The sequence below is a fragment of the Gibbsiella greigii genome (assembly GCF_039540155.1).
Classification (GTDB): Bacteria; Pseudomonadota; Gammaproteobacteria; order Enterobacterales; family Enterobacteriaceae; genus Gibbsiella; species Gibbsiella quercinecans.
Genome location: NZ_BAABEM010000006.1, coordinates 366,445 through 389,590 on the forward strand (window position 1 = coordinate 366,445; position 23,146 = coordinate 389,590).

17 protein-coding genes, 1 tRNA gene and 5 pseudogenes are annotated in these 23,146 nt (G+C 50.3%); 16 read left to right on the forward strand and 7 right to left on the reverse strand.

The genetic code is table 11. The features are described 5' to 3' along the window. Positions 1-181: 181 nt before the first annotated feature. From rpsU to rpoD, 3 genes are all read left to right on the forward strand, one after another. A complete protein-coding gene (gene rpsU, locus AC559G_RS04910; RefSeq protein WP_001144069.1) occupies positions 182-397 on the forward strand; it encodes a 30S ribosomal protein S21 in 216 nt (71 codons plus the stop codon). Positions 398-520: 123 nt separating this feature from the next. Next, positions 521-2,269 (forward strand): DNA primase, encoded by a 1,749-nt coding sequence (gene dnaG / locus AC559G_RS04915; protein ID WP_498911719.1) that lies wholly within the window; start codon positions 521-523, stop codon positions 2,267-2,269. A 157-nt stretch (positions 2,270-2,426) separates the two neighbouring features. Continuing rightward, positions 2,427-4,265 (forward strand): RNA polymerase sigma factor RpoD, encoded by a 1,839-nt coding sequence (gene rpoD, locus AC559G_RS04920; protein WP_498911720.1) that lies wholly within the window; start codon positions 2,427-2,429, stop codon positions 4,263-4,265. 101 nt (positions 4,266-4,366) lie between these two features. On the opposite strand, the gene mug is transcribed toward rpoD, so the two are convergent. Further along, positions 4,367-4,870 carry a mismatch-specific DNA-glycosylase gene (mug, locus tag AC559G_RS04925; RefSeq protein WP_498911953.1) on the reverse strand — a complete coding sequence of 168 codons (504 nt, stop codon included), beginning with the start codon at positions 4,868-4,870 and terminating at the stop codon, positions 4,367-4,369. 343 nt (positions 4,871-5,213) lie between these two features. On the opposite strand from mug, the gene AC559G_RS04930 reads away from it, so the two are divergent. Then, positions 5,214-5,289, forward strand: a tRNA-Ile gene (locus AC559G_RS04930). Between the two features lie 348 nt (positions 5,290-5,637). Here AC559G_RS04930 and AC559G_RS04935 read toward each other — a convergent pair. Beyond that, positions 5,638-5,807 (reverse strand): annotated as a pseudogene (locus tag AC559G_RS04935) (type I restriction-modification system subunit M N-terminal domain-containing protein); the annotation flags it as partial. Positions 5,808-6,179: 372 nt separating this feature from the next. Between AC559G_RS04935 and AC559G_RS04940 the strand changes: the two are divergent. The 4 genes from AC559G_RS04940 to AC559G_RS04955 are packed head-to-tail and all read left to right on the forward strand — an operon-like array spanning position 6,180 to position 13,529. Continuing rightward, positions 6,180-8,216, forward strand: coding sequence for a hypothetical protein (locus AC559G_RS04940; protein WP_498911721.1), 2,037 nt, complete (start codon positions 6,180-6,182; stop codon positions 8,214-8,216). After that, positions 8,213-9,082, forward strand: coding sequence for an OmpA family protein (locus AC559G_RS04945; protein ID WP_498911722.1), 870 nt, complete (start codon positions 8,213-8,215; stop codon positions 9,080-9,082). The genes AC559G_RS04940 and AC559G_RS04945 overlap by 4 nt, the downstream gene beginning before the upstream one ends. After that, positions 9,079-10,404 carry an EH signature domain-containing protein gene (locus AC559G_RS04950; RefSeq protein WP_498911723.1) on the forward strand — a complete coding sequence of 442 codons (1,326 nt, stop codon included), beginning with the start codon at positions 9,079-9,081 and terminating at the stop codon, positions 10,402-10,404. The genes AC559G_RS04945 and AC559G_RS04950 overlap by 4 nt, the downstream gene beginning before the upstream one ends. Beyond that, positions 10,401-13,529: a DEAD/DEAH box helicase gene (locus AC559G_RS04955; protein WP_498911724.1), complete on the forward strand. Its 3,129-nt coding sequence runs from the start codon at positions 10,401-10,403 to the stop codon at positions 13,527-13,529. The genes AC559G_RS04950 and AC559G_RS04955 overlap by 4 nt, the downstream gene beginning before the upstream one ends. Before the next feature lie 132 nt (positions 13,530-13,661). Here AC559G_RS04955 and AC559G_RS04960 read toward each other — a convergent pair whose 3' ends face one another. Both AC559G_RS04960 and AC559G_RS04965 read right to left on the reverse strand, forming a co-directional pair. Then, positions 13,662-14,414 carry a hypothetical protein gene (locus AC559G_RS04960; protein ID WP_498911725.1) on the reverse strand — a complete coding sequence of 251 codons (753 nt, stop codon included), beginning with the start codon at positions 14,412-14,414 and terminating at the stop codon, positions 13,662-13,664. Between the two features lie 160 nt (positions 14,415-14,574). Then, positions 14,575-15,662: pseudogene (locus AC559G_RS04965) on the reverse strand (IS3 family transposase). 320 nt (positions 15,663-15,982) lie between these two features. Here AC559G_RS04965 and AC559G_RS04970 point away from each other — a divergent pair. Further along, complete coding sequence (locus AC559G_RS04970; protein ID WP_498911726.1) at positions 15,983-16,387, forward strand: hypothetical protein; 405 nt, start codon at positions 15,983-15,985, stop codon at positions 16,385-16,387. Positions 16,388-16,489: 102 nt separating this feature from the next. Here AC559G_RS04970 and AC559G_RS04975 read toward each other — a convergent pair. Further along, positions 16,490-16,624 (reverse strand): annotated as a pseudogene (locus AC559G_RS04975) (NADP-dependent isocitrate dehydrogenase); the annotation flags it as partial. A 309-nt stretch (positions 16,625-16,933) separates the two neighbouring features. On the opposite strand from AC559G_RS04975, the gene AC559G_RS04980 reads away from it, so the two are divergent. Further along, positions 16,934-17,380, forward strand: coding sequence for an STM2901 family protein (locus tag AC559G_RS04980; protein WP_498911727.1), 447 nt, complete (start codon positions 16,934-16,936; stop codon positions 17,378-17,380). Further along, entirely contained in the window at positions 17,371-17,718 is a 348-nt protein-coding gene (locus AC559G_RS04985; protein WP_462616019.1) for a DUF1493 family protein, read from the forward strand. Before AC559G_RS04980 ends, AC559G_RS04985 begins: the two co-directional genes overlap by 10 nt. 132 nt (positions 17,719-17,850) lie before the next feature. On the opposite strand, the pseudogene AC559G_RS04990 reads toward AC559G_RS04985, so the two are convergent. Then, a pseudogene (locus tag AC559G_RS04990) lies at positions 17,851-18,173 on the reverse strand (DNA cytosine methyltransferase); the annotation flags it as partial. Between the two features lie 52 nt (positions 18,174-18,225). Here AC559G_RS04990 and AC559G_RS04995 point away from each other — a divergent pair. Beyond that, positions 18,226-18,459: pseudogene (locus AC559G_RS04995) on the forward strand (tyrosine-type recombinase/integrase); the annotation flags it as partial. 100 nt (positions 18,460-18,559) lie between these two features. Here AC559G_RS04995 and icd read toward each other — a convergent pair. Continuing rightward, positions 18,560-19,813, reverse strand: a complete 1,254-nt coding sequence (icd, locus tag AC559G_RS05000) for an NADP-dependent isocitrate dehydrogenase (RefSeq protein WP_498911728.1) — start codon at positions 19,811-19,813, stop codon at positions 18,560-18,562. Between the two features lie 130 nt (positions 19,814-19,943). Here icd and rluE point away from each other — a divergent pair, with 130 nt between their 5' ends. From rluE to hflD, 4 genes are all read left to right on the forward strand, one after another. Further along, positions 19,944-20,570 carry a 23S rRNA pseudouridine(2457) synthase RluE gene (rluE, locus tag AC559G_RS05005; protein ID WP_498911729.1) on the forward strand — a complete coding sequence of 209 codons (627 nt, stop codon included), beginning with the start codon at positions 19,944-19,946 and terminating at the stop codon, positions 20,568-20,570. 66 nt (positions 20,571-20,636) lie between these two features. Then, entirely contained in the window at positions 20,637-21,074 is a 438-nt protein-coding gene (locus AC559G_RS05010; RefSeq protein ID WP_438599525.1) for an NUDIX hydrolase, read from the forward strand. Between the two features lie 111 nt (positions 21,075-21,185). After that, positions 21,186-22,298 carry an MnmA/TRMU family protein gene (gene mnmA, locus AC559G_RS05015; RefSeq protein WP_498911730.1) on the forward strand — a complete coding sequence of 371 codons (1,113 nt, stop codon included), beginning with the start codon at positions 21,186-21,188 and terminating at the stop codon, positions 22,296-22,298. 202 nt (positions 22,299-22,500) lie between these two features. Beyond that, positions 22,501-23,127 carry a high frequency lysogenization protein HflD gene (gene hflD, locus AC559G_RS05020; RefSeq protein ID WP_438599527.1) on the forward strand — a complete coding sequence of 209 codons (627 nt, stop codon included), beginning with the start codon at positions 22,501-22,503 and terminating at the stop codon, positions 23,125-23,127. The last annotated feature ends 19 nt before the right edge of the window (positions 23,128-23,146 follow it).

The following is a 23,146-nucleotide window of genomic DNA, read 5'->3' on the forward strand; positions in this document are numbered from 1 at the left end:
TTTCCGATTAGTCTATAATCAGCGGCCATTGCAAAATTGCGTGCGCCAGTACGGTATGGGCTGGTAGGAATTTGTCATGGTGCTTTACAAAGCACCACTCATTGGAGTAAAATTCCGCACCATTTTGAAAAGGCTGGCGCTTGGCCAGCAACAAACCGAATTCTATTGAGGTGAGAGGCACATGCCGGTAATTAAAGTACGTGAAAACGAGCCATTTGACGTTGCACTGCGTCGTTTCAAGCGTTCATGCGAAAAAGCAGGCGTTTTAGCTGAAGTTCGTCGTCGTGAGTTCTATGAAAAACCGACCACCGAACGCAAACGCGCTAAAGCTTCTGCTGTTAAACGCCACGCGAAGAAACTGGCTCGCGAAAACGCACGCCGCACTCGTCTGTATTAATTCCCTGGGGGTAACCCCACCGCGTGTTTTATAAGCGCAGACCGAGTAGTTGTATACGAAGGCCGTGCTTTCCGTAAGGAATGCGCGGCTTGTTCTCGTTTATAGGCAGTCGAATAAGGGCTTATGGCTGGACGAATTCCACGCGTATTTATCAATGACTTGCTGGCTCGCACCGACATCATCGATTTGATCGATGCCCGCGTGAAGCTGAAAAAGCAAGGCAAGAACTACCATGCGTGCTGTCCGTTCCATCATGAGAAAACCCCTTCATTCACCGTTAACGGCGACAAGCAGTTCTACCACTGTTTCGGATGTGGCGCCCACGGTAACGCCATCGACTTTCTGATGAATTACGACAGGCTGGATTTTGTCGAAACCATCGAAGAACTGGCCACCATGCACGGGCTGGAAGTGCCATACGAAGCAGGCACCGGCCCCAGCCAGATAGAACGCCATCAGCGCCAAAGCCTTTACCAGTTGATGGAACAGCTAAGCGCATTCTATCAGCAGGCGTTGGCTCAACCCAACGGCAAGCAGGCGCGTGATTACCTGCAGCAGCGTGGATTGAGCGAAGAGGTTATCCGCCATTTCGCCATCGGTTTCGCCCCGACCGGTTGGGATAACGCCTTAAAACGCTTTGGCCGTGATGCCGAAAACCGCAGCGCGCTGAACGACGCGGGCATGCTGGTCAACAACGAGCAGGGCCGCACCTACGATCGCTTTCGTGAGCGCGTGATGTTCCCTATTCGCGATAAGCGCGGGCGGGTTATCGCCTTCGGCGGGCGCGTGCTGGGCGACGGAGTGCCGAAATACCTGAACTCGCCGGAAACCGAGGTTTTCCACAAGGGCCGCCAGCTTTATGGCCTGTATGAAGCGCAGCAGAGCAACGCAACGCTTTCGCGCCTGTTGGTGGTAGAAGGCTATATGGACGTGGTGGCGCTGGCGCAGTACGGCATTAATTACGCCGTTGCTTCGTTGGGCACCTCAACAACGGCAGACCATATCCAACTGCTGTTCCGCGCCACCGATAATGTCGTCTGCTGTTACGACGGCGACCGGGCTGGCCGCGAAGCCGCCTGGCGCGCGCTGGAGACCGCGCTGCCCTACCTGAACGATGGGCGGCAGATGCGGTTTATGTTTTTGCCCGACGGCGAAGACCCGGACACATTGGTGCGCAAGGAAGGCAAAGACGCTTTCGAACAACGGATGGAGCAGGCGCAGCCGCTTTCCACCTTCTTGTTCGAAACGCTGATGCCGCAAGTGGATTTGAGCAGCCCCGACGGCCGCGCCAAGCTGAGCGCGCTGGCGCTGCCGCTGATTGCCCAGGTGCCGGGTGAGACGCTGCGCCTGTATTTGCGCCAACAGTTGGGCAGCAAACTGGGCCTGCTGGATGACAGCCAGCTTGACAAGCTGATGCCCAAACAGACGGAAAATGCGAATACTTATCAGGCGCCCCAGCTAAAACGCACAACCATGCGTATACTGATAGGGTTGTTGGTACAAAATCCGCGCTTGGCTACACTTATTCCTTCACTGGAAGGTTTAGGGCAAGCCAAGCTGGCGGGCTTGCCGTTATTTGTTGAGCTGGTGCATACCTGCCTGGCCCAGCCCGGCCTGACTACCGGCCAGTTGCTGGAGCTGTATCGCGACAACAAATTCAGCCAACAGCTTGAAACCCTGGCGACATGGAACCATATGATCGTCGAGGACATGGTCGAACAGACCTTTTTAGATACATTAGCCAGCCTGTATGACTCCGTGCTGGAGCACCGGCTGGAGACGCTAATTGCGCAGGCAAGAACGCGCGGCCTGAGCCCGGAAGAACGTGAAGAAGTCCGCTCGCTAAACCAGGTTCTGGCGAAGAAAAACTGAATATTAAACGGCTTAAGTGCCGAAACGTGTGCGGGCCGAGCCCCACAAAATGCCGCTAGGGTGGGCCGCGGCTATAACAAAAACGCCCCAAATGCTATTGTTGGCGGTTTCGCCGACCGACACCAACCCAAATACTCTGAAGTGTGGATACCGTCTTATGGAGCAAAACCCGCAGTCACAGCTTAAGCTACTTGTCACCCGTGGTAAGGAGCAAGGCTATCTGACCTATGCTGAGGTCAATGACCATCTGCCGGAAGATATCGTCGACTCCGACCAGATCGAAGACATCATCCAGATGATCAACGACATGGGCATCCAGGTGATGGAAGAAGCACCGGACGCCGATGATTTGATGCTGGCCGAGAACACCACCGATACCGATGAAGATGCGGTAGAAGCGGCCGCCCAGGTGCTTTCCAGCGTTGAATCCGAGATCGGCCGTACTACCGACCCGGTGCGCATGTACATGCGTGAAATGGGTACCGTTGAGCTACTGACGCGCGAAGGCGAAATCGACATCGCTAAACGTATCGAAGACGGTATCAATCAGGTGCAGTGCTCCGTAGCCGAATACCCGGAAGCCATCACCTATCTGCTGGAGCAGTATGATCGCGTTGAAGCAGGTGAATCGCGCCTGTCCGATCTGATCACCGGCTTCGTCGATCCTAACGCGGAAGAGGACATCGCCCCCACCGCCACCCATATCGGTTCGGAACTGTCGACCGAAGATCAAGATGACGACGAAGAAGAGGAAGATGACGACGACGATGCTGACGACGATAACAGCATCGATCCGGAACTGGCGCGCCAGAAGTTCACCGAACTGCGCGATCAGTACGAAGCGACTCGCCTGATCATCAAGAAAAACGGCCGCAGCCACGCCAGCTCAGCAGAAGAAATTCTGAAACTGTCGGAAGTGTTCAAGCAGTTCCGCCTGGTGCCAAAACAGTTCGACTTCCTGGTCAACAGCATGCGTACCATGATGGATCGCGTGCGTACCCAGGAACGCATCATCATGAAGATGTGTGTTGAGCAGTGCAAAATGCCGAAGAAAAACTTCGTCAATCTGTTCGCCGGCAACGAAACCAGCGACGCCTGGTTCGCAGCAGCACTGGCGATGGCCAAACCGTGGTCTGAAAAGCTGAAAGACGTTGAAGAAGACGTTCAGCGCAGCCTGCAGAAACTGCGCCAGATCGAAGAAGAAACCGGCCTGACCATCGAGCAGGTAAAAGACATTAACCGCCGCATGTCCATTGGCGAAGCGAAAGCGCGCCGGGCGAAGAAAGAAATGGTTGAGGCTAACCTGCGTCTGGTTATTTCGATCGCCAAGAAATACACCAACCGCGGCCTGCAGTTCCTGGATCTGATTCAGGAAGGCAACATCGGCCTGATGAAAGCGGTCGACAAGTTCGAATATCGCCGTGGCTACAAGTTCTCCACCTATGCCACCTGGTGGATCCGCCAGGCGATCACCCGTTCCATCGCCGACCAGGCGCGCACCATCCGTATTCCGGTGCATATGATTGAGACCATCAACAAGCTCAACCGTATTTCGCGCCAAATGCTGCAGGAAATGGGCCGCGAGCCGACGCCAGAAGAGCTGGCTGAACGCATGCTGATGCCGGAAGACAAAATCCGCAAGGTGCTGAAGATCGCCAAAGAGCCAATCTCGATGGAAACACCGATCGGCGATGACGAAGATTCACATCTGGGCGATTTCATCGAGGATACCACCCTCGAGTTGCCGTTGGATTCCGCAACCTCTGAAAGCCTGCGCTCGGCAACGCACGATGTGCTGGCCGGCCTGACCGCGCGCGAAGCGAAAGTGCTGCGCATGCGTTTCGGTATCGATATGAACACCGACCATACGTTGGAAGAAGTCGGTAAACAGTTCGACGTTACCCGTGAACGTATTCGCCAGATCGAAGCCAAAGCGCTGCGTAAACTGCGCCACCCAAGCCGTTCGGAAGTGCTGCGCAGCTTCCTGGATGACTAAACGCGTTTAACGCACGAAAAACCCCGGCCTGCACCGCACGCCGGGGTTTTTTATGGCGGCCGCCCTGCCCGCCTCTTCGGCCAACCGCCCCCGGCAATACTTTATTGCCGGCTTTCCAGCGCGATGGCCAGTTGGCGATAGCTTTCGCTAAGCTGCTCCAGCGTGGCGCGGTTAAGCCCGCTGGGGTTCGGCAACACCCAGACCTCGGTTTTACCTATCGTCAGCGCCTGGCGCCCCCAGGGCACCTGACGGACGCCAAAGGCGCTGCTGAACGCCTGTTTGCCCAACACCGCCAACGCCTGCGGCTGGTACTGCAGCATCTTGGCCTTTAGCGCCTCGCCGCCGGTGCGCAGCTCGTTACGCGCCAGTTCACTGGCTTCCACCGTCGGGCGCTCCACCAGCATGGTAATGCCGCAGCCGGTGTCCAACAGGTGCATTTCCTCTTCCGGCGCCAGCTGCCGCTCGGTAAAACCGGCCAGGTGAATCACCTTCCAGAACCGATTATTGGCATTGGCAAAGTGGTAACCGTGGTGCGCCGTGGAAAGGCCGGGGTTAATGCCGCAAAACACCACGCGCAGGTTGTTCGCCAGAATATCGGTAATCATCATTCTTCCCATTGATACGATTTATACCCAAAATAATTCGAGTTGCAGGCAGGCGGCAACGCAGCGAATCCCCAGGAGCTTACTTGAGTAAGTGACTGGGGTGAGCGACAAATCTGCTGGGAGCAGATTTGAACGCTGTTGGCAGCGGCCCCGAAGGGGCGAGGCCCAGGGATGGGCCGAGTAACCAAGCCAACACACCTGCAACTTGAAGTATGAAGGGTATATCGTGGTTATCGCAAAATCCGCCTGCAATTACAACAAGCTAGAAATGCTCAGAAAAGCAACATCCGGTAGCGCTACTGTAGACCTGTACCAAAAGATTACCGTATAATCACGCCCGCACGGCCCCTTAGCTCAGTGGTTAGAGCAGGCGACTCATAATCGCTTGGTCGCTGGTTCAAGTCCAGCAGGGGCCACCAAATATCAAGAGTTTAGACAGGAAACTGGCTGAGTCCTTTTTGTTTTCTGGCATTACAGGTGATGTAGTGGGTGATGCATCCACATGCTGCATCATCCCTGCTATCATGAAATTGAGCACATAAACCTGTTTGACAGATATCGACAAGAAAGTTAGTTAGCGGCGAGACAAAGAAGCTGAGTTTGTCGGCCTTAAACAAATTAGCCTGTACGTGAAATCCTTTAAACAGTCAGCTTCATGACAAGATCTCGCACATGGTTTTGTTACTACGCTTCTTGCTCTACCGGAATCCCCTATAATTGTATCGAACGGAAAACGGGTCATTGTTCGATATATCCATCGTTAATGCTTTCACTACCACTGCATCTTTTGTGGGCGCTAGCACGACACCAGACGACGCATCAGCAACTTGAAAGGCAGGATCACTCGGCCATAATGAGATTGTTCGAAGTCATCACGAAGCAGGTCAGCTACCGACCAGATAAAGGCAGCGGTTTGCGAGAAATTGTTGTCAGACAAAATGGTTCAGCGAACGCGTTGAATGAGTGATCCACCGTTTGCGTTCGACAACCCAGTCGAAACAGCAAACGCCATATGCAAAAAAATACGATGGTCAAAATCATACAACGAGTGAGTGTTAGGACAAGAAACAAATGTATTAAGATACACCGCTTAAACACGGGTAAAACGCAGAAAAACTAATATTTTTTCAACCTCATCACTCTTTGATAACACCGGAAAAACCTAATGTAATGATTTTTTTATAAGTTAATTAATTCAGGCAAAACTGATTATGTCACCAATGCGTGATGATAGATAAGATCAGTAAAATCCATTAGAGTAATCTCAAAAGAAAAATCCCCCCTCCTTCTCGTTAGTTATGGTGTAAATATGGATTCACTGCTGCTTCCCGGCGTGCTTGTTCGTAACGGAATCTTGTATATAGCTTCGCTTTTGAAAAATGATGCAGCTCCGGGCTACGTGACTATTCTGCTAGTCGCCACGCTTTGTTTTGCAGTTGTACGTTGGCAAAAGCTGGTTAAACGCCGCCGTACAGCACTTAGCAGCATCCATGCCATTATTGCCAAAACTCCTGAAAATGAATTTAGCCCGCACGTTACCGACGTCGATGCCGATATCGCTGGCTTAAACGTGACCGAAGAACAGCAAAATGTGGCCGAGGCATGGAAAGAGTATCGAGAAACCCATGTGATCGACGATCAGGACGGCACCTTAGTGGTACGCAATGCTGTTCGCCCCAGTCAGTTTTTCAATCTAGATGATTTGCACTTCACGCAAGGTTTCTGGCGCATCGTTCCGGGACTATTTGTAACTGTAGGCCTGTCTCTGACCTTCCTGGGCCTGATTTCTGCACTCAATTCGATGAGCACCTCGCTGAACGATGGCGGCAGTACAGCATTAGAGGGTTTGCTTACCATTGCATCCGCAAAGTTCATCATGTCCCTGACTGGCCTGTGCTGCTCCATCGTCTTTACCGTGTCACTGCGCCGCGGAACCTCACGATTGGAAAAAGCAGTTCACAGCCTCAACAGTTTGATTGAGAAGCGCCTGACATTTATCAGTCTGGAAGATTTATCCAGTCGCCAGCTTAAAGCGACTATTGAAAGTCGCGAACATTTCCGCAAGCTTGGGCTGGAGATGGTGGCAGAGATTGGTCGCCCACTGCGCGAAGATCTGCCAAGAGCGATATCGGAATCGATCAGCTCGGCTATTACGCCAGTCATCGAACAGGTCAGCCGTTTGGGTAATGATGGCGTAGGCGAGATGGTGCAAAACCTTTCCTCACGTTTTTCTGAAGATGTCGGTCATGCTTTAGCGCAAGCCAGTGAGCGTATTTCGCTGGCTGGTGACCAAATTAAACTGCTGGCGGAGCGCATGGATCAAAGCTCCGGGAAAATGGGTAGCGAGATGGAAAGCGCGATTGGGCGTTTGGGCCAGGCGGTAGAAACGCTGCGCGATGGCATGCAGCAAACAGCAGATACGGCTACATCCGTCTTTAATCAGGGTGCCGAAAACCTGCTGGCCACCATGAATTCGACCTTACAAGGCATCAGAGACAATACCAGCGATGGTGCGCGTGCCATGGGCGAGGCAGCCGCCGATATGAAAGCTGCCGCATTAGGTATTCGTACCGAACTGGAAACTGCCGCAAAACAAGGTGCCGAAGCGGCGCAGGCTCGCATGTCTGAATCAGCGTCACAGGCCAGCGACACCATTGGACAGGCTGCTACTCATGTACTGAGCGCATTCAGCAATACTGCGGGAGAGATAACGAAAGCAACTCAGGCGATGACACAGGAAGCCAGTAGTGAACTCCTTTCCCCTCTTTCCACCATTGCGGAAAAACTGGAGGGCATGATTGGCATGCTCACAGAAACTAGCACCGCACTGCGCCGCGCTTCTGAAGGGATTAAAGAAGGTGCCGCCGCCTCTGAAAATGCATCGGGTAGCTTCCGCACATCTGCTCAGTCTCTGGCAAATGCTGCTGACCCTATTCGGGCGATGATGGAGCGAATCGAAGCCAGCACGCGCCAATTGCGTGAGAGCAGTGAAAATAGCCTTTCAGCCATTGCCAATGCGGCTAAAACCAATGCCGAACAATCTGCAATGACGCTATCAGCTGCGCAAGAAACGCTGGGCGGTCAACATCGCGCTGTTGAATCCACGCTGACCAATCTTCAAGCTTTGATTACGGCGTTACGCGGTCAGGGTGAACGACTGGATGGCATTGACGAAAAGCTGGGCAAGGCATTCGATATCTATCAACAGCAAGTTGCCACATCGGTAGAAACGCTCTTCGATCATGTTAAAACCATGCAGGCTGAGCTGATGCCTGCGCTAGATACGATGCAGAGTATTGTCGACCAGGCTGAGAACTTCGCACCGAAACAAGGGCGAATGTCATGAGAGCCAGCGCCAGCCGTAAGCATTCCAATGAAGAGGAAGCAGAAGGAGAATCCGTTTTTGTCTCAATGACAGATATGACAGTCAGTTTCCTGTTTATTGTCATGGTGCTGCTCGCTTTCTTTGCTAGCCGCTACAACGATAAAAATACAGTTCCGCGTGACGAGTACGAACAGGCAGTTCAAACGCGGGATAAAACCATCGAAGATTTGCGCACCGAAATTGCATTATTAAAGCAAGTTGATCCGCTGGAGCAATATATGTCACAGGCGGCCGCTGCCCGCCTCAATTTACTTTATCAGTTGCGCAATAATCTTAAGCGATCATTTCCTGAATTACCTGTCGACGTGATTCCCGAGGAAGGCACGCTGCGTTTTCAAGGCGAGGGCTTGTTTAGCAGTAATAGCTACGCATTGAGTGACGACAAACGAAAAATTGTCGAAGCACTGGCGAAAACCCTCGATTCGCTCTTGCCCTGCTATACCTTCAGCCAAAGTATCACTTGGAACAAAAGCTGTAACCCTTCATTTGCCATTATTGAAGCGGTGCAGATTGAGGGGCATACCGATGCCAAAGGTGAAGATGTTTATAACCTGAACCTTTCAACTAATCGCGCCATCACAACTTTCACCAGCATGCTCTCCGCAGCACCGGATTTAGTTGCACATTCCAATATGCGCAATCAGCCGGTACTCTCCGTGGCCGGCTACGGTAAAATGCGCCCGGTTAAGCCCAATGATACGCCGCAGAATATGGCGATGAACCGCCGTATCGATCTACGTATCATTATGCATACCCCCGTGAATGCAGCGGAAATTGAAGGCATTCGCAAACGTCTGATCGAGCCTTTGAAGAAGAGTACGCCATGAAATTGAGCGATATTTTTCTTAACCCCCTATCTCTATTCAAGCCTGCATTACCGATTTCAAAAGGCTTGTCAGCCAAGGTTCAGGCTATTCACGCGCGCTGGCCTGATGTCGTTAGGGAAATTGCCGAGCGCGATCGTGAAAAGGTATTACGCAAGCTGCTTAGCTACGTAGAGAGTTGGCAATGGGATGAAGTAAAAATGTCCTTCATCTGCTCTGGCGCACCGATTGTTTTTGATAAAGAGTTCAGAAATCAGGATGATTTTGCTGCGCTGCAGGAGTTCTATCTGCGGGAAACCATTGTTACGGATTCATCTTCCTTTATTTCCGCAATGATTTCGGCCTATATTCGCAGTTACGAACCGGGTTCAACGCACACAACAAAAATTAAAAACTGTCTTGATATCGCCAGTGTGTACATGAGCGATAAGTGGAAAGAGATTCTCGAGCAATTACCTGAATTCTTTGACGCTAACCAGGCGCATCAAGCATTGGCCAAAAAGATGATAACTATGGATTCACCATGGAAAGAGCTCAAACAGTTTGGCATCACACGCCCGCACGATCCGGGTCTAATGTCGCACACCCACTTGGCTTATATAGCGTTGCTTGCACCTGAATTACATGAAAGACCAGCCATTGATAAACTGTTTGCTTGGTTAAAACCGGATGGCCGAAGTGGTGCGTTAATGAATGGTGCCGCTGAAGCTATCAACGCGCTGTTGTCACACTGGCTGCATAAACAGCCCGATGAAGAACTTTCACGCTATCTGACCGAAACGCTGGTGGCCCTTTACGAAGACCCGCGGCTGAGTCGCGGTGGCGTATGGGGCAGTGTGGATGAACACTGCCGGAACCTAATCATCAGTTGGCTGACACGCGAGAACATTCTGTTCTTTTTGGATGTGGTCTCTGACGTTGAAGATAGTCATATGTGGGAGCCTCGACGCAAGTTTTGGCTCAATTTATACCATCAGGGCAAGATTGATTCGGCATGGGTTGCTTTTAGTGCAGAAGCAGATATGCGAGCCAGATCGATAAAAAGAACTATGCGGGAAGGTGCCACGTTGACATTTGGACGTCAGATCGCTAGTGGCAGAAAAAATACGTCGCTGCTCATTCTGAAAATCGGGAGATGCATTGTGATTGAAGGTTCGCATAATTATAAAGTACACATTTTTAGTGGTGATAATAAAAAAGCACCAGAACTGTTTAAATTATCCTATGACTGTGAACAAATTCGAAACCTGCCAAATCCTGTTGCCATTCCGCATCTTAGCAGTTGGCAGGATAAAGTGCGTGAGAAAATTGAGTATCTGTCATGACATTTACCTTCAATCATAATGCAGAAGCGATTACCCTCAATATTACTGAAGAAAAACAGAGCTTCATTAATCGCCTGTTTAAAAGACAGCAGCCCGCGACTTTGTCTGGCCTAACGCATAACGATCGCGCCTTAGCTTTCGCCATTGCCGATCTGAAAGCACTGGCAGAAGAATTTGAAGAGTCCTTACACATCAGTGATGACGCTATCGTAATGAGTCATCATCTGGCTGGCCGACTGGACGCCGAAACGGCGCAAACTTTGGGTCTACCGCCTCTCGTCGATCTGACATTGAAAACTGATATTGAAGGCTCACTCGGAAGCGATGCCTTTCGTCTACAGCATGAATGGCTACGCAACGGTGTTCGCCAAATACCACACCGAACCGGATCAATTTTAGCCACATCTCAAGGGCTACGCCGGTTGCCATTGTGGATGATGGAGGCTGTTGAAGTTGCCGAGAACTTTACACCAGGCGGCGGAGAAGCATCGGACTGGGAATCGCTGGCACGCTTCCGACAAGCTCTCGATCCTGGCGTCCATATGGGCAATGAGATCAATGCTGTTCGTGTCTCGATGACCGACTTCATGCAAGGTTTAGAAGTCCGCATCGCCGATCGTTTTTCTATTTCCACCAGCTCAAATGGCACTGACGATTTCGAAATCGTCCCTTTCTCTGCCAAAAACGTGGAGGAACTTGAAAACAACGGAGAAGCTGTCAGCGAAACTGCAGGTGAATTAAGTGAACAAACGCTACGTCGTTTCCAGCAGCGAGTCAGAACTCAAGGAGCACTTTCCGCTTATCGTGTTGGCGAAGGCAATTATCTGGTCATTGACCGAAGTGCTCGCCCCATACTTGACGTCATGGTACAGAAGCAAAAGTCTTCACCTGAAGAACGGCGTGCTTTTATCGAAAACCCGCGACCTGCAATTACCGATGCTGTAGAAAAGTTTCTGAGACAGTCAGGTAAGCTGGAAGAGCTCGACGATGTTGGCGAAGAAGAAGCGATTGAAGCTGCAGCCGGTCCAGCATTTATCGAAACCGTCGAATATTCCGAACGCGTTAAAGGTATTTTACATTACCGCAAAAGCGCTGTTTCCGCGCCCATGACTGGAGAAACGATTTGGTTGCCTGAGATAATCCCTGATGCCCTGGCCAAAATTATTGATGCGATGGATAGTCAGGCGCTGGCAGGCGTCTGCAAGCAAATGCGTGATGCCATAGATGCATTACAGGTGGAAGTTGAGGTCGCTTCTCATCCGATTAAAGCCACAGAAGACACATTGCGCGCGCTTGAAAAGCGTTTGTCTGGTCTTAAAGAGATGGAAGACACTGCGGAAACAACCGAAAAAGAAGACACTCCTGCAGTTGATGAGCTATCTCCCACTACGGTTATTTTGGATACAAAAGACAACTTTGAAGAATTATCCTGGCAGCCTGACCGTATCGAACGCCCCGTGTTTATTGATGAACAACTACCCTCTGGCGTTAGCACTGCATTACGACCGCATCAATTAGAGAGCTTTAGCCTGCAAATTTTATCATGGAAATCAGGCATGCCCGGCATTTTGAATGCAGATGAACAAGGATTGGGTAAAACACTACAAACCATTGCATTTCTGCGCTGGTTAAAAGAGAACAACCTCGTCAGCACTGCCAGCAATAAAGATCGTGGGCCGATACTTATTGTTGCCCCCACATCATTGCTGGAAAACTGGAACGCAGAGGTCACGCAGCATACAGATAGTGAAGGGCTCGGCCATTTGCTTCGCCTATATGGTTCATCATTAAGCCAATATAAGAATTTCGATGCTAAAGGTATTGAAACTAAAGATGGCAATACCCTGCTAAATTTTGAGCAGTTGCATGAAGCAATCAATGAAGGAAAAGGCCATCGCTTCTGGATATTAACAACCTATACAACGCTCACCAATTATCAGCACTCCTTTGCGAAGATCCATTTCTCGGCCGTGGTGTTTGATGAAATACAGGTAGTCAAAAATCCTGACTCGCTACGATCTCGCGCCGCGCGCGCCGTCAATGCTGACTATCGAATTGGCCTGACAGGCACACCGATTGAAAATACCACGACCGATCTATGGGCGGTAATGGACCAATTGGCCCCCGGTTCTTTGGATACATTGCGTAATTTCAATAAACTGTATAGCGAACCTGATGAGCAGAATATGCTTCAGCTGTATCAGCAAGTCTTTGAACCTCGCAATCAGCTACCGCCTTTAGCGTTCCGCCGTTTAAAAGAAGATGTTGCGAAAGAGCTGCCTGCAAAAACACGCTTTCTCCATCCGCGCCTGATGCCTGAAGGGCAAGCTATTGCCTACGAAACAGCTCGGTTAAAACTCTCTCAGGGGGGGCCCGGCGCTGCACTTAAAATGCTGCAGCATATACGTGGCGTTTCAGTACATCCAGCTATGGAAATGAGCGGCGACAATCAGAGTTTTATTGATGCATCTGCTCGTCTGAATGCATGTTTTGAGATTCTGCATCGTATCAAAGCAAAAAGTGAGCGTGCTCTGGTTTTCATCGAACACCGTAAGATGCAGTTCCGATTTATGGAACTGGCTCGCCAGGAATTCGGCCTTGAGCATATTGATCATATTAACGGCGATACGCCCATTCAGCAGCGTCAAGCCATTGTGCGCCGATTCCAGCGCCATCTTAAGCAAGATGGTGGCTTTGACTTGCTGGTGCTCGGTCCTAAAGCGGCAGGAACGGGTTTAACGTTGACTGCCGCATCACATGTCATTCACCTGTCTCGCTGGTGGAACCCTGCTGTTGAAGAGCAATGTAATGATCGCATGCATCGCATCGGCCAACAGCACCCAGTCCAAATTCATATGCCAATGGCCATACATGCTGGATACCAGGAGCACTCTTTCGACTGCTTACTCCAGGGGCTTATGTCACGCAAACGAAGATTAGCGCGAGCTGCGCTCTGGCCGATGGGTGACAGTGCCAGTGACATCTCACAGTTACAAGCCGCTTTAAGAAAAGATAAGTCTGAAGCTAGCGGAGATATTTTGGATAAGAGTATCCGAATGATGTTTGAAAGAGATGCAGAGGCTGATGGAACAAGGATGGAAGATGGCTCTTATCGCATAAGCTAGCTTGATCTGTCCTTGATTTAGCGTCCACCTTGCAGGCGCAGAATGCCGGATTGATTGTTCATGCGGAAAAGATGCCGCCCGGAGAGGGCGGCGACAACGGAAAGGGGTTGGAAGGACTAAGGCACAACCGACCTACTCAAAAAATGATGTGAAGAAACTTTCCGGGGCATGAAAAACATATAAAACATATGGAAGCTGGTTATTTTTTAATGCCCAAAGAGTATTTGATGCCAAAACATACCCGATTACTGCAACAGTAAAATTATAGCAAGAAAACTTGACAACCTCATCAAAACCCCTTTCTTTTATATATGCAAATGTCGAATACATTAACGAAACAAAAACCATCACAAAACCAAATGACACTATGAGTATGTTAAGAAGCTCAGTTAAATATTCAATGTAGAATAATGAAAGTGTGAACGAGGCAATCGCAATAAACAATCGCCCGTAATAACCTTGATAATAAACCCAAAAATTATCCATATTAACTACAGTGTAAAAAGCCAAAACGCTTATCAGCAAAGTTAGCACTATATAAAAAACATCCAATACACGCCCACCACCATAATTACGAACTGTTATCGCCACCCCGACAAGGCAAAACAACAATGACAAAAATGAGAATGAGTATAAAACCATGCCAAAGTTAACACCCCAAAAAGGCAATAAGAGCAACACAATAAAAAAAAGGACATTCCAAAGGTATTTAAAGTTATTTTTAGTGGTTGCCATGTAATTGTTATACGTAACAGAGTTCCCATCACCATTAATTGTAGAGCTTTGGTTATTGATAACACCCTTCACATTTAACGCTTTGAAACTTACAAGCGAACCGAACACAATCGATATAATAGACTCAAAATTAAAAATATTTCCCAGCATAGCGTCACCTTATCCATGGATGCAAAAACACCTTATTATTACACTATCGATGATATGGCAAGCTTTTGAGTGTAGATAATGTTCTTTCCTTGATTTAGTGTCCACCTTGTTTTCAAATCAATGGTAATCCTCCCCTTTTTAACGGAGGTGATAAGTAGAATCAGGTCATGCGTTGAATATGCTGCATCGGCGTGTAGCCATTCAACGCCATATTCGGACGCTCGTGATTATAAAACCATTGCCAGCGTGTGGCATAGTCCTGCAATTCATCCAGCGAGGAAAACAGGTACTGCCCTAGTCAGTCATAGCGCACTGTACGATTATATCGCTCAATATAAGCGTTCTGCTGAGGTTTACCGGGCTGAATAAAACGCAGGGTTATATTCTGTCGGGCCGCCCATGACATCAGTATCCTGCCTGTATATTCTGGCCCATTATCGCACCGGATAGCTGCTGGTTTTCCCTTCCATTCAATGAGTTGCTCCAGTGTTCTGACCACCCGACTCGCTGGCAGGGAAAAATCCACCTCAATCGCCAGCGCTTCCCGATTAAAGTCATCGATAACATTCAGTAAACGAACAGAACGTCCATCCGATAGCTGATCATGCATGAAATCCATCGACCAGCATTCGTTGCCACTTTCAGGCACCGCCAGTGGCTCAGGTTTATCCCGTTTCAGTCGTTTTTTCGGCTTGATCCGCATGTTAAGCGACAACCCGCAATAAATCCGGTACACTCTTTTATGGTTAAACCGGAAACCTTTTACGTTACGCAGATACAGAAAACACAGGCCAAATCCCCAGTTACGCTGACTGTCAGTGATACGGAGCAGCCAGTCGGCGATGACGTCATTTTCTTCATTTCGTTGCGGCTGGTAGCGATAACAACTTTCGCTGACAACAAACAGCCGGCAGGCAAAGCGCACGCTGACGTTTCGGCTCCTGACGGCTTCTTGCGCCATCTGCTTTCGACGCGATGGCTTCACCACTTTTTTGCCATGGCTTCCTGAATAATTTCGGCCTTGAGACGCTCTTCAGCATACATTTTTTTGAGGCGACGATTTTCCTCTTCCAGTTCTTTGAGGCGGGTCATCATGGAAGCATCCATCCCGCCAAAGCGTGAACGCCAATTATAGAAACTGGCGTTGCTCATGCCATGCTCGCGGCACAATTCGGCCACCGGCGTTCCTGCCTCGGCTTGCTTCAGAATGGACATGATCTGGCTGTCAGTGAAACGTGATTTTTTCATAGAGATCTCCCCGGTTCAGGTTACGAGAAAATTCTACTTATGAACACACCGGTTTTTCGGGGGGATTACCATACAAGCTGGGTAAAATCATTGAGCGCATTCGCAAACTGCTGACACATAAAGCGCAGATGCAGCGCAAACAATGACAACTGGCCCGGCAATTACCACGGCCGTCAAAAGTGGTGATTCTGGGGCGTCTTGCGAAAGAAACATGAATTTCCCAAATAATCTATATTGTTGTAGCATATTAGGTGCTAAGACAATCTAACATCTGATTATTATTTAAACTATTCTAATTAACTAATGTGCAAGGACTATATATGGCAAATATTCTCAAAATATTTCTCCTCATCATCCTCTTTTCTAATACTAACATAGCCTTTTCAGCGGAGTTTATGTCAAGTGAAATATGTAAAGCAGCCATTGCAACCGCATTCAGCCAGAACCCAAAGATAATTAAAACAAAAGCGATAAGCGACAATATAATTGCCCTCCAATATTATCGCCCAACAGATAATTCACTTTGGAAATATCAGTGCAAGATTATTAACAGCAACCAAGTTATGTGGAGAAGTGCTGGCAATCCGTCAGAACCTAATTATGTCGGAAGATGGCGGGATAACCCCCTGGATGGGAATATTTTATTTTTAATTAATGGTAAAAAACTTGTTATAAATGATGATATGTCCGGAGAAAAAGAATTCTCAAAATCTCAACTTAAATAAATAATTTTCTCATTAATAAAGCCAACATAAACCTCACACTTATGTTGGCTTTATGTTACGAAAAAGGAGTTGCATGCACTTAACGATAGCGCTGACAAAAATTTAATATTTCAATAGTTTATCCACTTCCATCAGGCGTTCAAAGTCATAGGTGACGGTCTTGGCGGCGATAGCAACTTCCCCCCTCTTAACAATCAGGTCGGCCGCTTCAACCCAGCCCATGTGACGCAGCAGTAGATACCATAATAAACATAACCATATGAATTAAAACAATAAATTTTGTATTTTTAGATTTTAGCATATCAAGTAAATCGTGCTTAACATGTCTTTGTTCATGCTGGTTTTAGCTGAGTTTTGCAGAACGAACGGCTTCAGTAATTCATTCAAGCCCCAGTTCCACATTCGAGGATGTGCTCGCCGAAATAGCCGATAGCAACTTCCCGCCCTACATCCCTATTGGATTCAGTCCATATTTCAATGTTATTCCATTGAAATATGGACGTCCATCCGTTATGTTTCGATCATGATAATTCACAAGGAATGATAATGGATACGGTTGAGGAATTAGGAGGAACGTACTTCTACAACGGTATGTACAATCTTACCACCGGGGAGCTTTTCTTTTGGGTTTTTCTGAATGAAGCACACAAGCAACTCGGGGTTGACGATCTGGTTACGCTGGCGCTCATCATACTAGGACAACCGACTCAAACTACTCGAGCAAAACCTATAGGAGCTACGCCAGGCTCTTCAATTTTAAGCGAGAACCTTCGTCGAATTTTAGATGTTCAAACGCCCCGCTTACCAACATTGACAAACAAGAGTATAAGTAGACTAAAATTCTCATATGTTAATAATTTAGGGGCTTTTATTGGCCGATGGATACCAATCCTTGGGATCACCATCATAGCATATGACGTAACCACAATCGCCTGGAAAGCAACACACATATATAACAGTATCGCACGAGGTGATGACAAACTATGGAACTGAACGAAACCGGGCAGGCTGTTTTTGACTGGTATAGTGAAAACTGGAATTCGCCTGTCATCTTCTCTCGAAAAAAGCCGGTTCTGACCTTAGATACCAGCCTTTCCACTGGGAAGTATCCTTGGGTCCGTGAAAGTGGCCACGAAATCATGACTGATTATTTTCAACGTTTTAATGTTGATCCCACTGACTTCGACTTTCTAAAATACTGGCCCCATGAGAAAGGATTACTCCCAAATTTTTTACGCCCAAAAACTCAGCGTATCGAGAATATTGAACCTGAACCTTTGACTATCCGCATGCTGATTGAATCGGCCATTGCCGGCCGTTGGTTATACTGAGCACTAAGTACTGAGCATTGACTGCCTACTGTCGAGAGCACTGTTATGGAACGAGTTGGGAGATGGGCAAAATTGGCTAGTGACAACTTGAACGTTGATAAACATGGCAATACAGGCGTTATACGCAACCATGCTCTCTCGTTTAACACACATCTCAGGAAAATTAACTCTCACCAATGCTTCAGCGAACGAGGCGGTACCGCATTGCCACAGCGGGCCACCTGTTTATCCTTGGGATATTTAACCCCGCGGTAGTCTTAAGCGATGATGTACCAGGAGGGGCCCCCCTAGGTGGCGTACAGCTCATGCGGCTGCAGCGTGCGCATACGGATATCGACAATCTAATAATCCACACCTTCGACCGTCACCAGGCCGAACAGGTCACGACTTGTCACCGTATGCAGCGGATCATCAATGTTTAGCCCTTCCTTTTCGTTATCGTAATATTTTCCAAGGTCACTCTTCAGAAACTCGCATGTTTCAGCCAGCGCTGGATGATCTGCAGGGATTAAACCCAACACGATCAGCACCAGTTTTAAAAAAATTCGGGAGCTTTCGGGGTTATCTTGGGGCAAAGGCTCCCCCCCCCCCCCAACTTTTCACGAAATCCGATCGCTGTCAGAACGTCTATACAGGGAACAAAAAGTGAATACCAAGGATTTGCTGGGGCATAAAAGTCAGCGCCAAACTGACCGTTACAATGATGATAGAGGCAGAGAATGGAGGGTTGTTGGGGCATGAAAAACGGTTATTTTATATACCGTTTTGCAGAAGATTTTTCCAGGCCAGAAAAAGATACGGGAGCCATAAGCTCCCGTAATCATTCAGCGCTAAACCACGCTTACATGTGTTTAACGATAGCGTCGCCAAACTCGCTGCATTTCAGTAGTTTAGCGCCTTCCATCAGGCGTTCGAAGTCATAGGTGACGGTCTTGGCGGCGATGGCACCTTCCATTCCCTTAACAATCAGATCGGCCGCTTCAACCCAGCCCATGTGACGCAGCATCATTTCTGCAGACAGGATCACTGAACCTGGGTTCACTTTGTCCTGGCCGGCATATTTTGGCGCCGTGCCGTGGGTGGCTTCGAACAGTGCGCACTCGTCGCCAATGTTGGCACCCGGGGCAATGCCGATACCGCCAACCTGTGCCGCCAGGGCGTCGGAGATGTAGTCACCGTTCAGGTTCATACAAGCGATCACGTCGTATTCCGCCGGGCGCAGCAGAATTTGCTGCAGGAACGCATCGGCAATCACGTCTTTAACCACGATATCTTTCCCGGTTTTCGGGTTTTTGATCGTCAGCCACGGACCACCGTTGATTGGCGTGCCGCCGAATTCTTCACGCGCCAGCTCATAGCCCCAATCCTTAAAGGCGCCTTCGGTGAACTTCATGATGTTGCCTTTGTGCACCAGCGTGACTGAATCGCGGTCATTGGCGATAGCGTATTCGATCGCTGCGCGCACCAGGCGTTTGGTGCCCTGCTCTGAACATGGCTTGATGCCGATACCGCACTGCTCTGGGAAACGGATCTTCTTCACTCCCATTTCGTCGCGCAGGAATTTGATCACTTTATCCGCTTCGGCAGAGCCGGCTTTCCATTCAATGCCGGCATAGATGTCTTCTGCGTTTTCACGGAAGATCACCATATCAGTCAGTTCAGGGTGTTTTACCGGGCTTGGCGTGCCCTGGTAGTAACGCACCGGGCGCAGACAGACGTACAAATCCAACTGCTGGCGCAGCGCTACGTTCAGGGAGCGGATACCGCCGCCGACCGGGGTGGTCAGGGGGCCTTTGATGGCAACGCGGTAATCACGAATCAGTTCCAGCGTTTCATCCGGCAACCAAACGTCTTTGCCATAAACGTGGGTGGATTTTTCACCGGTGTAAATTTCCATCCAGGCAATCTTACGCTCGCCGCCGTAGGCTTTGTTAACCGCAGCATCAACCACATTAATCATCGCCGGGGTAACGTCTACGCCGATACCATCGCCTTCAATGAAGGGGATGATCGGGTTATTGGGAACAACCAGTTTACCCTTGGCATCAACCGTAATTTTCTCACCTTCCGCCGGAACCACTACTTTGCTTTCCATCAACCTCTCCTTCAAGCGCAATTTGTTAATGCTTTGTAAGATACGTGTCAATACTACTCGAATATTCAGTTCACGCCAATCCAAAACGGATTGCGTTATAATGCGCCAATCCTTCATAATCTCAACTATTATGACTAAATTCCCTGTTAAAAATCACCAAGTTAAACGATTCAGCAAAACCCGCCAACGCCACCGCCCTGCTCCCCAGGGGCCGCGCCGGGTGGTGTTATTCAATAAACCCTTTGACGTATTACCCCAGTTCACCGATGAAGCCGGCCGTACCACGCTAAAGGCGTTTATCCCTTTTAACGATGTCTACGCCGCCGGGCGGTTGGATCGCGACAGCGAAGGCCTGCTGGTGTTGACCAACGACGGCAAATTACAGGCGCAGCTAACTCAGCCGGGCAAGCGCACCGGCAAGGTTTACTATGTGCAGGTGGAAGGCGAACCGCAGGAAAACGATCTGGCCCGATTGCGCCAGGGCGTGGTGCTGAAAGATGGCATGACGCTGCCCGCCGGCATCGAGCGCGTTGCAGAGCCGGACTGGCTGTGGCCGCGCAATCCGCCGATCCGTGAGCGGAAATCCATTCCCACCTGTTGGCTGAAAATCACCCTTTTTGAAGGGCGCAACCGCCAGGTGCGCCGCATGACGGCGCACATCGGGTTCCCTACCCTGCGTTTGATTCGCTACAGTATGGGAGAGCTTTCCCTTGGCGATCTGCAGCCCGGCGAATGGAAAAACCTTGATGCCGTTTAGCGCCGCATTCGCCGGAGGAGAGCCAGCCCGAGCAAAGCATCAGACTAGCAAAACAAAGGAAACAGCATGTTCAAACCCCACGTTACCGTGGCCTGCGTGGTGCACGCCGCAGGCCGTTTCCTGATCGTTGAGGAAACCATTAATAACAAGGCGTTGTGGAACCAACCGGCCGGCCATCTGGAAGCCAATGAAACGTTGATCGAAGCGGCAGAACGCGAACTGTGGGAAGAAACCGGCATCCGCGCCACGCCGCAGTCATTCCTCAAACTGCACCAGTGGACCGCCCCCGACAACACGCCGTTCTTGCGCTTCAGTTTCGCCATTGAGTTAGCGGATACGTTGCCAACCGAGCCGCACGACAGCGATATCGATCGCTGTTTATGGCTGCCGGCCGAGCAAATTCTTTCTGCCGGCAACCTGCGTTCGCCGCTGGTGGCGGAAAGCCTGCGCTGCTACCAACGCAATGAACATTACCCGCTGTCGCTGATTAGCCATTACCAATAACGGTTCGGCTACGCAGCAAGAAGTGCCGTGCGTCGCCGGCGGCACCGTGATAAAATCCTGCGCTTGTTTTTACCTGCACGGTTCATTCGTGTTCAAGCTCGTGAGATTCCCATGTCAGACAATAGCCAGAAAAAAATAATCGTCGGGATGTCCGGCGGCGTCGACTCATCCGTTACCGCCTATCTGTTACAGCAACAGGGCTATCAAGTCGCTGGGCTGTTCATGAAAAACTGGGAAGAGGACGATGATGAGGAATACTGCTCTGCCGCGGCCGATCTGGCCGATGCGCAAGCCGTATGCGATAAACTCGGCATTGAACTGCACACGGTGAACTTTGCGGCGGAATACTGGGACAACGTGTTTGAGCTGTTCCTGGAAGAATATAAAGCCGGGCGCACGCCAAACCCCGATATTCTGTGCAATAAGGAAATCAAATTTAAAGCTTTCCTGGAATTTGCGGCGGAAGATTTGGGCGCGGATTATATCGCCACCGGGCACTATGTGCGCCGCCAGGACGTCGACGGTAAAAGCCGCCTACTGCGCGGCGTCGACGGCAACAAAGACCAGAGCTACTTCCTGTACACCCTAAGCCACGAGCAGGTGGCACAAAGTCTGTTCCCGGTGGGTGAACTGGAAAAACCCCAAGTGCGCCGTATCGCGGAACAGTTGGATCTCGTCACCGCGAAAAAGAAAGACTCTACCGGCATCTGCTTTATCGGCGAACGCAAATTCCGTGATTTCCTTGCACGCTACCTGCCCGCGCAGCCAGGCCCGATCGTCACCGTTGACGGCCAAACCATCGGCGAGCATCAGGGGTTGATGTACCATACGCTGGGGCAACGCAAGGGCCTGGGCATCGGCGGTATGAAAGACAGCAGTGAAGATCCTTGGTACGTGGTGGATAAAGACGTCGCCAATAACGTGCTGGTTGTCGCTCAAGGCCACGAGCACCCTCGTCTGATGTCCGTTGGGCTGATTGCCCAACAGTTGCACTGGGTCGATCGCGAACCGCTGGCGGGCGCTTTCCGCTGCACGGTGAAAACCCGCTATCGTCAGCAGGATCTGCCCTGCAGCGTAACCCCGCTTGATGCCGATCGCATCGAGGTGCGGTTTGATGAACCCGTCGCGGCGGTCACCCCTGGCCAGTCAGCGGTATTCTATCAGGGCGAAGTCTGCCTGGGCGGCGGGATCATTGAACAGCGCCTGCCGCTCACTGAGGCCTAATCAGGCGTAAGGCCGCTGCCGGCCGCCGGCAGCGGGTGCAATGCGCATGCCACGCTGGGTTTAGCCCACGTTTTATGGCATGATCCGCGGCAAAGAGTGTCACCCGTTGTTGCCATGCCAGGCCGCTCACGCGGCGCCGGCCCCCTGCCAACCCGGCAACATATGCTGCGGCAGGCTGCCGACAACGTTCACAGGAGTCATCGTGGCAAAGAATTATTACGATATCACGCTGGCCATGGCTGGCATCAGCCAGTCGGCGCGCCTGGTTCAACAACTGGCGCATGAAGGGCAATGCGATCGCGAAGCATTTCATACATCGTTGAATAGCCTACTGCAAACCGATCCGCCGTCAACGCTGGCCGTGTTCGGCGGCGAAGAACGCAACCTTAAGGTGGGCCTGGAAACGCTGATGGGCGTGCTCAATGCCAACAGCAAAGGCATGGGCGCCGAGCTGACGCGCTACACCATCAGCCTGATGGTGCTGGAGCGCAAGCTGAACGCCAAAAAACAGGCGATGGATACCCTGGGCGAGCGCCTGGGCCAGTTGGAGCGCCAACTGGCTCACTTTGAGCTGGAATCGGACACCATCATCAGCGCCCTGGCGGGGATCTATGTCGACGTAGTCGCCCCACTCGGCCCGCGTATCCAGGTTACCGGCTCGCCTGCCGTGCTGCAAAACCCGCAGGTGCAGGCCAAGGTTCGCGCCACGCTGCTGGCCGGCATCCGTGCCGCCGTGCTGTGGCAACAGGTTGGCGGCAGCCGCCTGCAGTTAATGTTTTCCCGTAATCGTCTGTTCAAACAGGCGCAAAATATCGTTGCTCATTGTTAATCTTCCCAGGAGTTGCTAC